Raw genomic sequence first — 13,416 nt, 5'->3', positions numbered from 1 at the left:
GATTATTGTCAGGAGTGAGTAACTATGGTTGAACGAATAGCAAATAAAGATAAAGTAATTGCCGCAAATGAACGAATAAAGGAAAGAGAATTTTGGTTAGAAAACTTATCAGGGGAACTGGCTGACTGCCATTTCCCTTATGATTACCGGACATCAAACAAACAGGTGAATTTATCAAATGTTAACATAAAACTAAAAGAGGAATTGTCCGAGAAGATTTTAAAGTTAGCAAATGGATCAGATCTTCAGTTGCACATGATTCTTACTGCTGGACTTACCTTGCTGTTAAATAAATATACTAGATTGCAAGATATATGCATTGGTACACCTGTTTTAAAACAAGACAGTGATACTAACCTTATTAATACTTTGTTAGTTTTAAGACATGGTCTTGAGGAACATATGACATTTAGACAAATTCTCCAGCATGTTAGTACAGTAATGGTTAATGCTTTAGAACATCAAAATTTCCCATTGGAAAGTTTACAACCGGTTTTGAGTAACTACCTTCCAGAGGGGCGTAATTATCCGTTCCGTACTGCAATTTTGCTAGAGGAAATTCAAGATTTAAATTATTTAAGTGAGAGCAATGCTGAGATTATATTCTCTTTCCGTCAAGTAAATGGGTGTATAGAAGTTGATATGTATTTTAATGAGCATCTATACAAAACATCTACTGTTATGCGATTTGGTCATCATTTTATAGACTTGTTAGAGCAAGCTTTACTACAACCGAATACACCGCATATAGAGTTAGATTGGGTTAGTGATAATGATGTAAGAGAGTTAATTACATTTAATCAAACTGAGTTAGATTACCCGCATCATTTAACGGTGATACAGTTATTTGAAGAACAAGTCATGCATAATCCAAATAAGCTTGCTGTTTCTGATGACAAAAGAGAAATAACATACGCTCAATTAAAAGAAAAGGTAGATCTGGTTGCCAGTTCTCTACATAAAAAAGGAATTGGAAAAGGACACATTGTTGGCCTTATGATGGACCGATCAATTGATGCAGTAATTGCATTGCTAGGTATTTTAAAAAGTGGGGCTGCTTATTTACCTATTAACATATATTTGCCGTATAAAAGGATAGAGGCAATGCTAAAAGAATGTAAATCTCCACTTTGTATAGTAAAACCCGAAGTTATTAGTGAAGATTTTACAAGGGAAATCCAGGATTGTAGTATGGTAAGTTTTAATGAACTACTTGAAACAGAATTGGTTAGTTTCCCTTCAGTAAGTACACCTTACAATTTGGCATATGTTATTTTTACCTCTGGAACAACAGGTAATCCTAAAGGAATTATGGTTGAAAATCGTAGTGTTGTAAATTTAATATTCGGGTTAAAAAATGAAATATATGATAAATATAGTTCCTCTATGCGAATCGGGTTAGTTTCACCTTTTGAGTTTGATGCTTCAGTACAAAACATGTTTGGTGCGCTTTTATTAGGAAATAGTTTATTTATAGTACCAGAGGAAGCAAGAACTGATGGGCAGAAGCTAATGAATTTTTATCAAGAAAAGCAAATAAATATCGCGGATGGAACGCCGATGCATCTTCGATTATTAACTAATTTTATAGATGAAAAAATAGAATATTCATTTAAACATTTTATTATTGCTGGAGAGGAATTACCACCGAAATTAGCGCGGAAATTCCTTGGTTTATTTAATAAGAACTGCCAACCTAATTTAACAAATGCTTATGGACCTACGGAGACTACTGTAGATTCTACATGTTATCATGTTCAGCACGATAAGTTAGAACTTATGAATCAATTACCAATAGGACGACCTCTAGCCAATCAAAAAGTTTATATTATGGGTGATAATCAACAGTTACAACCCGTTGGAATTCCTGGAGAGTTGTGTATTTCAGGAGAAGGGCTAGCAAGAGGTTATTTAAATCAACCTAAGTTAACTATGGAGAAATTTGTTCCTATACAAATCAACAAAGAGGGTTCTTCTATTATAGATGACAAGGTATATCGTACTGGAGATTTGGCTCGCTGGTTACCAGATGGAAATCTTGAATATTTAGGCCGTATGGATGATCAAGTCAAAATTCGTGGATTACGAATTGAATTGGGAGAAATAGAAAAGCAATTATTACGATATCCTGAAATTGGTGAAGCTATTGTAATTACACGTAAAAAAGAGGGAGAAAATGCTCCGGTTTTATGTGCATATGTTGTTATGAATTCTTCAGCTAAAGTAGAAGAGGTACGCCAATTCCTTAGAGAGTATTTACCTTTTTATATGATTCCTGCATACATCATCCCGATTGAGCAGTTTCCAATCTCATCAAACGGTAAAATAGATCGGAAAGCTCTTCCAGATCCAATTTGGGAGCAATCCACAGCTTTATTTATTGAACCACGTAATGAAATTGAACAAATGCTCTCTGAGATATGGAAAGTAGTACTTGGAATAGAGGAAATAGGTGTGAATGATAACTTTTTCGAATTAGGAGGTAATTCATTACAAATTACTTCTGTTGTTTCACACATATATAAACGTTTAGGTGTAGATGTACCTATACGTGAAATGTTTCAAAGGCCTACAATTATGCTATTAGCGGAGTATATAGAGAAATATGAAGGGAAGAAAAATTATTCTCAAATTGAGATTGTACCTGATAGAGAATTTTATCAAGCTTCTTCTTCACAAAAAAGATTATATATATTAAACCGCTTTGCTGGAATAGGAACTGCCTACAATATACCAGGTGCAATGTTAATTGAAGGTGAGTTTGATTTTATAAAGGCAGAACAATGTGTCAAAGAATTAGTGGAACGTCATGAATCATTAAGAACTTCATTCCAATTTATTAAAGGTGAACCAGTTCAATTTATTCATGATAGTTTAGATATTAGAATTGAACATTTATATAAATCTGATAGATCAACAATTGAAGAGTTAATACAGGAATTTGTTCGTCCTTTTCAGATAGATAGGGCGCCACTTATGCGTGTCGGTTTAATGAAATTAGAGTTCAATCAATATCTGCTACTATTTGATCTTCATCACATAATAGCAGATGGAGTATCTTTAGCGAAGTTAGAAAAAGAGTTTATAGATTTATATTCAGGCAAAGCCTTAGAGCCTATTAAAATACAATACAAAGATTATGCCAATTGGCAAACCAATCGTTTACACGATGAAGGGCTGAAAGAAATTGAAGAGTATTGGGTAGATAAGTTTAAAGGTGAGTTACCAATTCTTATGTTCCCAACTGATAAGCCACGTGGGCTAAATCAAACTTTTGAAGGTGATAGATTAGTATTCCATCTAACACCTGAACTTTCTAATAAATTAAAATCCTTTGCGGATGAAAGAGAAGCTACTTTATATATGGTACTTCTTTCGTCACTAAATATAGTATTGCATGTGTATACACAACAGGAAGATATTATAGTAGGTTCTCCAATTGCAGGAAGAATTCATCATGATCTTGAGCCTATCATAGGTATGTTTGTAAATACACTACCTATGAGAAATCATCCTAAAGCGGAAAAGACAATAATTCAATTCTTAAATGAAGTAAAAGAAAATGCGCTAGAAGCATTTCAATATCAAGAATACCCATTTGATGAGTTAGTAAATAAGTTAGACATGGCTTATCATACTAACCGGAATCCTGTATTTGATGTCATGTTAGTGATGCAGAATATCGGAAGAACATCAGAAAAAATAAAAGATATTACATTTAAATCTTACGAAATTAAGCATCAAGCTTCAAAGGTAGATATGAGTATAGAAGTATTTCCGGAAGAAGAGGGTCTACGATTAGAATTGGAATACGCGACAGGACTATATTATCCGCAAACTATAGAGCGGTTTATGATGCATTTTATAAATACGCTAGAGTGGATGGTAGCTAATCCTGAAGCGAAAATTGAAGATGTTAATGTTTTAAGTAAAAGTGAATCCACAAGGATGTTAAATGAACTTAATAATACAAAATTAGATTTTACTCAGGGTAAATTAGTTCATCAATTTTTTGAGGATCAGGTTGAAAATAAACCAGAAGAAATCGCAGTTATTTCAAATGATGTATCGTACAGTTATTCATATATCAATAATCGAGCAAATCAGCTTGCTCGTATACTTAGACAAAAAGGTGTAGATCAGGAAACTAAAATTGGTATCGTTGTGGAAAGATCCGTAGAAATGATTATAGCTATATTTGCTGCGCTAAAATCTGGAGCTGCATATGTACCAATTGATCCTGAATATCCAAAGCGTCGAATGGAACATATTTTAGGGGATTGTAATCCTCAATTTGTACTTACAGAATCTAAATACGTAGGTGAAATTCCATTTGTAGGAGAGATTATTGATTTAAAGCAAGAAAATTTGTACGTTGGTGATACAAGTAACCTGGAGGTTACTGGAAAACCAAATAACTTAGCTTATATTTTATATACCTCAGGTTCTACAGGTAGACCAAAAGGAGTCATGATTGAACATTGTAGTATTGTGAATTTCTTATTTTCAATGACTCATTTATATCCTATGGATGAATCAGATACGTATTTACTGAAGACGCCTTATATATTTGATGTATCTGTTTTAGAGTTGTTTGGGTGGACCATAGTAGGTAGTAAATTAGTAATAATGGAAAATGGGGAACATCGAAACCCAAGGGCAATTTTAAGAACTATAGATAAATATGATGTAAAATTATTAAATTTTGTACCGTCTATGTTTAGGGCATTCGTAAATACACTTAATAATGAAAATTGCCAGGTTTTAAATAAAGTAAAGTATATATTACTTGCGGGTGAAGCTTTGACACATGAGGTGGTTAATAAATTTAAAAAGCATCGACTATCGACTCAAATAGAAAATATGTATGGTCCTACTGAGGCGACGGTTATCGCAAGTACATTTTCACTTCAAGAAAGTGAAAACTATAATACTATTCCTATTGGAAAGCCTATTCCGAATGTAAGGCTTTATATACTTAATCAAAAACAGAGACTTCAGCCTATTGGCGCGGTAGGAGAGCTGTATATTGCGGGAGAAGGGCTTGCAAGAGGATATGTAAATCAAATGAGATTAACTGAAGAAAAATTTTTACCAGACCCATTTGTAAAAGGGGAGAAAATGTACAGGACAGGAGATCTTTCACGCTGGTTACCTGATGGGAATATAGAATTCCTCGGTAGAAATGATGAACAATTAAAAATTAGAGGATATCGAATTGAGCCAGGGGAAATTTTAGATGCTTTATCTTCACATCATGCAATTAAAGAAGCAGTGATAGTAGACATTCAAGATGAAGATGGGCAGAAAAAACTTGTAGCTTATTTCGTAGCAAAATCACTTGTATCCATTTCTGATTTGAAATTGCATCTTGCGAAATTAGTTCCGAGTTATATGATACCTACTTTCTTTGTTGAAGTTGAAAACATACCATTAACACCAAGTGGAAAGGTTGATCGACATTCCTTACCTTCACCTAGATCTTTACCTAAGAATGAGGAGGAGAGTATGATGTCTCCTAGTAATGAGTTAGAATCTCGTTTGGTTGAAATATGGAAAAGTATATTGAAGATTGAAGCTGTCGGTGTAGAGGATGATTTCTTTGACTTAGGAGGAAATTCTCTACTAGCTATTGAGCTTGATCTTGCTTTAGAAAACGAGAATCTTAATACGGACGACTTAGTCGCATATACAAAACGCAATATTAAACAACTAGCTGCTTATATAGCAGAAAAGAAAAATAATTAGTATTACTTCATATTGTAAACACGACTTTTAAGAGTTTAAATTTACACTTGCTATACTGTGGGATTAAAGGAGCTTTCCCTCTTAGCTTTCTAGAATGTTAGTGTTTATTCTGGTGACTATGAGTTAGGGAATTCTCCTCCCTATTATAGAATGATTAAAATAAAAAAGTGATTCGAGAAATAAGATTCTTTATATGAAATGCGTTAATAATAATGGATAGCTTTTTAAAGAAGATATACATATCTCTGTCAACTTAGTATAGAGAAATAACCAAATTACAATAGTTTTTCCTGTTGGTAAAAATATAGAGGTGAGTAAATGGGAAATTATACTTCTTCAATCTTATATGATGTAGAGCCTTGTAAAAGTTCTGAACAGAATTGTATTGATGATGTAATTGCTACGTTAGCTAATTGGTTTAAGCGTAAACATTATTTAATGTACGCTAGATTATGGGATTTTGGTTTTTCTCCTGTCGATAATGGAAATCTAGGGGATGGTTTATATACAGAGTCTGGTTATTTTGTAAGTGATTTAGAAAAATATCATGGTATAAAAAGTACTATATTTGATACAGATTCATCCGATGAAGGATTTGAAATTATATTAGAACAATTATACTCGGGATTTCCTGTGGTGGTAACCATGAATGCATACTGGCTTCCTTGGGATGAGAATTATCTAAAAAATCATATTGTTCATTCATTTGTTATTGTAGGATATGAGCCCGAAGAAGACTGTTTAATTATTACCGATCCATATTTTATGGTTAAAAATGCACAACTTTCAACAGAACTTTTTTATAAGGGTTATCAAAAAGTAAGTACTTTAAAAGTTACTGAAGATGAAATCACAGACATACAATCGATTACAACCGATTTGTCAAATTGGATAAAACATATAAAAGATGAAAAACATATTTTTTCACAAATGCACCTTTTTGCTACGAAACTAATAAGTAGGTTTGATTTAAATAAAGAGACAGATGGATATTTAGACTTTAATGATGTTCCGTTATTCTCACATTTAGGTCAAGTTGTAGATGGCCGAGTGAAGTTTTCAAAAATGCTTTCGTTTCTTGGTGAGCGTTATCACTCGGACTTCCAAACTATCGCTGAATCTATGAAGACAGCAGCTGCCAATTGGGGAGTAATTCGTGGATCATTGATAAAAATGCACTTAACAAAATCAGTAACTAAAGAAGGAATAGTAAACATTTCAGATAAAATTCACCATGCTGCAGAATACGAGCAAAATTTAGCTGAACAAATAATGATATTTCTTTTTTCTGTTATAGAAGGTAATACAAAGAATGTAATTATAGATTCTTCTCCATCGATGGAGACTACTAATTATGTAAAACCACTCGATGATATGGAGAGAAAGCTAGTTGATATATGGAAAGAAGTTATAGGTAATCCTTGTATTGGTGTGGAAGATAATTTTTTCGCACTTGGTGGTCATTCCCTTCATGCTACTGTAATCAACGCTAAAATATGGAAAGAATTTAATGTGCAATTATCATTAGCAAATCTTTTTGAGTATCCAACAATAAGCACTTTAAGTCATTTTATTAAAAATTCAAAAGAAAATAGGTTGCAAGATATAGAAATAGTACCGGAATCTGAGGTATACCCGGTTTCATCGACTCAAAAAAGAATGATGTTATTACAAGAGATGGATGGGGCACAGATGACATACAATGTACCAAGTTGTTTTATTCTTAAAGGAATGGTGGACCGGAAAAGGATAGAATTAGTCTTTGAAAAGCTTATTAAACGCCATGAAATACTCAGAACACAGTTTGAGTGGCAGGGAGATCAGTTAGTACAGAGAGTATTAGAACAGGTAACATTTGAGCTAGAAATGATAAAGGTAGAGTATAAAGAATGGTTGCAACCATTTAATCTTTCTAAGGTTCCGTTAATGCGGGCTGGACTAAAGGAGTTAAAAGATAATAGTTATTTACTTGTAATTGACCTTCATCACATCATAACAGATGGCGTGTCTTTAAGTATATTTATGCATGATTTTAAGGCCCTATATGCTGGGGAAACATTGCCGGAAAATCGTTTGCAATATAAAGATTATGCTGTGTGGGAACAAAAATTATTATCTTCTAAAGAATTTGATATCCATGAGAAATACTGGGAAGAATTATTCTCAGGGGATATACCAGTTGTTGAATTACCATATGATCGAGGTCGACCACCTGTAAAGAGTTTTGAGGGTGAACAATATAATTTCCAAGTAAACAAGGAAATTACTCGGAAAATAAAAAAAATAGCACTAGAAACTGATACGACACCTTTTATGTTACTTATGGCTACCTTCACTATTTTTCTGTACAAGCATGGGGAACAAAAGGATGTCATTATAGGATCACCAGTTGCAGGTAGGCCGCATGCTGATCTGTTACCTCTTATGGGGTTGTTTGTAAATACAATTGCATTACGTTATCAAATAAATCCAGATCAATCTTTTATTAATCACTTGAAAAAAGTGAAAAACGATACGTTAGAAGCTTTCGAACATCAGGTGTATCCATTTGATCAGTTAGTGGAAAAATTAGATCTTTCTAGAGACTTAAGCCGAAGTGCTTTATTTGATGTCATGTTTGTATTACAAAATTCGGATGAAAAACATACAGTTGTGGATGGATTAGAAATTAGCACGGAAACAAACACAGATACACTAACAAGTAAGTTTGATTTAACTCTTATTGCTGAAGAAAATAAAGATATATATGAATTCACTTTTGAATATGCTACATCTTTATTTGATAAATCAACAATAGTAGAATTTGGACGGCGATTTAACCTTCTATTAGAAGAAATAACAACTCATCCTAATGTTAGTCTAAAAGATATTCAAATGTTAACAAGTGAGGAAAAAGAACTTGTTTTATCTGCGACTCAGGAGAAAGAAAAAATAAAAATAGAGACTGATTTTAATTGGGATATAGGTTAATTGATTTCCCAGGTCTCAGAAGGAGTAATTACATGGATAATCATGAAAAAATACGTCAATACATTAAAAAAAATCTTATTATTTTTAATGCAGAGGAAACTATTGTTGCTAATGATGACAACATATTTGAAAAAGGTTATGTAAATTCGCTCTTTGCTATGCAAATGTTAAATTTCATAGAAACGGAGTTTGATATAGTAGTAGATAATGATGAACTTGATATTATTAACTTTTCTACTATTAATAATATGGTTGATCTAATTAACAAAAAGAAGAATGGGAATTTCACAGTATGAGTAATGCAGAAGAGATTCTGGGAGTAGTTGATGAGTTTGCGGAAAAGAAGCTTCGGCCTCGAGCAAGTGAGTTTGAAAGTAATGAAGAGCTTCCCTATGATGTGATACAAGAAATCTCAAGTTATGGTGTATTGGGTGCAACGATACCAAAAGAATATGGTGGGCTTTCTCTTGATTCTTTAGATTATGGTCGTCTTACTGAAATCATTGGTAAAGCTTGTAATTCGGTTCGTGAATTACTTACAGTTCATGTATCTTTAGTAGGGGAGTCAATTAAAAGGTGGGGGACTGAAGAGCAAAAGAGAAAATGGTTACCTGAGATGGCAAAGGGGAACCTATTATTTTCATTTGCCCTAACTGAGCCAGAGGTTGGTTCTGATGCAAAAGCTGTTGGAACTTCCTATAAACAAGTTAATGATCATTTTATTCTTAATGGGCACAAAAAATGGATTTCTTTTGCTGACATTGCGGATTGTTTTTTAGTTTTTGCGTCTAGTGAGGGAAAAGTTAGCGCTTTTATTGTTGAACGGTCAATGACGGGTGTTTCTACAAATAAAATGAGTAAACTGTTAGCAAGTAATTCCTCGCATATAGCTGAGATTCATTTGCAAGATGTAAAGGTACCAGCTGAAAATTTGTTAGGACCAATTGGGGGTGGATGGAGTTATGTAGTTAACACAGCTCTTGATCATGGTAGATATAGTATTGCCTGGGCGGGAGTAGCCATTGCTCAAGAAGCACTAGAAGCAATGGTAGCTTATTCAAGAAGAAGAAAACAAGGAAATAAATATATATGTGAATATGAAGCAATTCAAACAATTTTAGCAGAAGCAAGTGTAAATATAAAAGCAGCTCGTTCGTTATGCCAAGAGGCTGGGAAAAAGCGTCAGGATAGACATACTGATGCTGTAATTGAAACAACCATTGCAAAATATTTTGCCTCAAAGATGGCTATGAAGGTAGCCACAGACGCTGTCCAAGTGTTTGGTGGAAACGGGTTTTCAAGAGAATATCCTGTTGAGCGTTTATTTAGGGAAGCAAAGGTTTTAGAAATTATTGAAGGTACCTCGCAGGTACTTCAGCCAATTATTGCGCAGCATGCACTTCACACTTGTTCTCAAAAGGGAGGACTTTTAAGAATATGATTTATGAATTGGTAAAAGAAAAGGATGAATTCAAACAAATATCACCACTTCTCGTTGATTATAAGAACCATCCAATACTTAATGGTATAGCTCATGGTTACAATAAGGGACATATTTATGTGGATAATCCTAATAACCCTAGATGTGCACTTGTATGGGCAGAACAAGAAATTTTTTATTTATTAGGTGATCCTACAAGTAATTTTGTTTCAAGTCTACCAACTTTTATTAAAGAAGTAATTGCACCTGAGGCTCAGCAGATAGGGGATGACTTTTTTCAGGTTGAATTATTACCCGAATCAAAATGGAAACAGGTTGTCGAGGAACAATTGCAAATGTTTATTCCTAAACCTTACACTCGAGTAACATTTACTTTTGATCCGGAGTCTTATAATAAGTTATCTAAACCTAATATGCCTGATGAGGTAACGGTGGAACGTATTACAATCGACATGTTATCAGATAAAAAGTTCGCAATGGTACGGGATGATATTGTTGATTTTTGGGAGTCAACTCAGGATTTCATTCGAAATGGATTTGGTTATGTAGTAATGGTACATGAACAAGTTGTAACTAGTTGCTTATCGGTTTTTGCGACAGATACTGATGTGGAAATTGGAATTAACACTTATGATTTATTCCAGCGAGGTAAAGGGTATGCTTGGTTGGCTGCAAGAGCATTCTTGGATGACTGTTTAAAACAAGGAAGAACACCACATTGGAAGACAGAGGATTTTCGTATTCCATCTATTAAACTAGCGGGAAAAGTTGGATTCACAAATCTTCAAACCTATACAGCTTATGTGTTTCCTTATAACGAATTAGATAATTTCGTTTTTACCGCATACCATCAACTAAGATACTATTCAGATTTTAATAAAGCTAGTGAGTTTGTACAAAAAGCTCGTACTGTAGGAGATTTAAATGCATGGCATCACTTTTTACTTTCATGTGGTTATTCATTAATTGATAGAATTGATCTTTCGTTAAAGCATATGAATCTTGCACTGGATTTAGGATGGAATGATGTATCAGATATTCGCTATGTAGTTGATTTAGTGAATTTAAGAAAAACTGAAGAGGGACGAGCTTTATTAGATAGAGTTGAAGATAGCTTAAGATGAAAAAAAGGGAGATAAAAAGATGAATATTGTATTTATGTTTCCTGGCGTAGGATCCCATTATTCTGGAATGGGTAAGTACCTTTATGAAAACTTCCCTGTAGCACGTGAGATATTTGAAGAAGCAAGTGACACTCTAAAAATAGACATGGCTTCCCTTTGTATGGAGAAGATATACAAAGCTGACCTTGAAAAGTTACAAAATTCACAGACTGCTTTAGTAACAACTAGCATGGCAGCTTTTCGAGTTTTTGAACAGGAAATAGGCAATAAACCAGAGGCAATGATTGGATATTCTTTGGGAGAATATACAGCTCTATGTGCTTCTGGAGCAATTGCATTTTCAGATACCTTAAAATTAGTACAAGAACGTAGTACGATTTTGAGTAGCTATGCATTGACTATAGATGGAACTATGGCATGGGTTAACAATCTTGCTCCAGAAATTGTTGAAGGTATTTGTTCAGAATTGTCAACCAAGGGACAGGAAGTATATATATCGGCTTATGACACTCCAAATAAAACATCAATTTCTGGTACAAACTCTGCGGTTCAGTTAGCTTGTGAAATGGTAGTAGAGCATGGGGGAATTGCAATCCCCCTTAAATTAAGTGGGCCATTTCATTCTCCTATGATGCAACCTGCTGCTGAAAAATATAAGAGTGTACTAGAAAATATAGATATGAAACAGCCATTAGTACCTGTCATAGCGAATCATGATAGTTCAATGTATAAAGGTGTAGAAAATATAAGAGAAAACCTTTACTTACAATTAATAAAGTCTGTGAAATGGTTGGACATGATTCACTATCTAATGAATCAAGGGTCTATGAAAGCTATTGAAATGGGACCAAAGGAAGTCTTGAAGTATCTTCTGCAAGCTATTAACCCTGCTATATCGACATTTAATTATGAAAGGGAGAAAGATATCCTAAATACAAAAAATTCTTTTACATTACAAGAATCTGATTATGAAGAAGTTATATCAGGGTGTTTAACTGTAGTTGTAAGTACAAAAAATTATAATACAGATTTAAGTGATTATCAGAAAAAGGTAGTACTCCCATTTCAAAAGGTCCAAAGTCAATTGGAAGAAAAAATTAATTCGGGGTATTCAGTGGAGAAAAGTGATGTAGAAGAAGCAATCCAAATGATGAAAACAGCACTTACTGAAAAACAGATTAAAGAGAGAGAACAAAAACGTTACCTGCAAAGAGTTCTTCAATGTAAAAGTTTTTAGATATAAATTATAAATATATTAAGGGAGCGATGATGGATAAATGTTCAAGAAAATTGGTATTGTAGGTGCTGGAACAATGGGGATCGGCATGGCAGTAGATTTAGTACTGCATGGTCTAGAAACGGTATTAATTGATGTTACAGAAGAGCAGTTAGAAATAGCGGAAGAGAAAATATTAGAGACAGTTCGCTTTGCTCCTCTAATTAATAAAGCATTTCCTAGAATGCATAAGGAAGAAGTACTTTCGTTAATAAGTAGCTCTACTAATCTTGATGAAGTGGCTGAATGTGATTATATAGTAGAAAATGTTCCAGAAAACTGGCAAATTAAAGAGCCGATCTATAGAAGATTAGATGAGATATGTAAAAAGGATACAATTTTTGGAGTCAATACGTCTTGTATCTCAATAACAAAAGTAGGAGGAGTAACAAAGCGTCCAGATAAAATAATAGGAATGCATTTTATGAATCCGGTATATATGAAACCATCTATAGAAGTTATTAGAGGGTATTTAACTTCAGATGAAACGGTCGAAAAAGCTCAATCTTTCCTCAAACAATTAGATAAAGATGCAATTGTGGTTAATGATCAGACTGGGTTTGTTTCTAACCGTATCTCCCACTTATTCATGAATGAATCGGCTTGGGTCGTAATGGATGGTGTAGCAACACCTAAACAGGTAGACGATATATTTAAAAAATGCTTTGGACACACAATGGGTCCATTAGAAACAGCAGATTTAATTGGGTTAGATACAGTATTACATTCTTTGAATGTACTTTATGAGGAATATCAAGATCCAAAGTTTAGATGTTGTCCATTACTTAAAAAGATGGTGGATGCAGGTGAATGTGGTAGAAAGAGTGGTAAAGGTTTTTACGCTTATTAAAATTAAA

Annotated in this window: 7 protein-coding genes; all 7 read left to right on the top strand. The window is 33.7% G+C overall.

Annotated elements, in window-relative coordinates; genetic code table 11:
• The first annotated feature begins 24 nt into the window (after positions 1 to 24).
• Positions 25 to 5,748 (top strand): non-ribosomal peptide synthetase, encoded by a 5,724-nt coding sequence (locus N2V92_RS01890; protein WP_170264836.1) that lies wholly within the window; start codon positions 25 to 27, stop codon positions 5,746 to 5,748.
• A gap of 318 nt (positions 5,749 to 6,066) precedes the next feature.
• The gene (locus tag N2V92_RS01885) at positions 6,067 to 8,718 is read left to right on the top strand and encodes a condensation domain-containing protein (protein ID WP_097807942.1); all 2,652 of its coding nucleotides are present in this window, start codon (positions 6,067 to 6,069) and stop codon (positions 8,716 to 8,718) included.
• Between the two features lie 32 nt (positions 8,719 to 8,750).
• Positions 8,751 to 9,014 carry an acyl carrier protein gene (locus N2V92_RS01880; RefSeq protein ID WP_000368639.1) on the top strand — a complete coding sequence of 88 codons (264 nt, stop codon included), beginning with the start codon at positions 8,751 to 8,753 and terminating at the stop codon, positions 9,012 to 9,014.
• Positions 9,011 to 10,159, top strand: a complete 1,149-nt coding sequence (locus N2V92_RS01875; protein WP_000063355.1) for an acyl-CoA dehydrogenase family protein — start codon at positions 9,011 to 9,013, stop codon at positions 10,157 to 10,159. The genes N2V92_RS01880 and N2V92_RS01875 overlap by 4 nt, the downstream gene beginning before the upstream one ends.
• A complete protein-coding gene (locus tag N2V92_RS01870) occupies positions 10,156 to 11,283 on the top strand; it encodes a GNAT family N-acetyltransferase (protein WP_000638854.1) in 1,128 nt (375 codons plus the stop codon). The genes N2V92_RS01875 and N2V92_RS01870 overlap by 4 nt, the downstream gene beginning before the upstream one ends.
• Before the next feature lie 19 nt (positions 11,284 to 11,302).
• Positions 11,303 to 12,520, top strand: coding sequence for an ACP S-malonyltransferase (locus N2V92_RS01865; protein WP_097807941.1), 1,218 nt, complete (start codon positions 11,303 to 11,305; stop codon positions 12,518 to 12,520).
• 40 nt (positions 12,521 to 12,560) lie between these two features.
• A complete protein-coding gene (locus N2V92_RS01860) occupies positions 12,561 to 13,409 on the top strand; it encodes a 3-hydroxyacyl-CoA dehydrogenase family protein (protein ID WP_000473347.1) in 849 nt (282 codons plus the stop codon).
• Positions 13,410 to 13,416: the final 7 nt, after the last annotated feature.

The sequence above is a fragment of the Bacillus sp. CH_48 genome, assembly GCF_038008465.1.
Classification (GTDB): domain Bacteria; phylum Bacillota; class Bacilli; order Bacillales; family Bacillaceae_G; genus Bacillus_A; species Bacillus_A thuringiensis_S.
The sequence above is the reverse complement of the archived record's forward strand: the minus strand, read 5'-3'. Positions and strand labels throughout refer to the sequence as shown.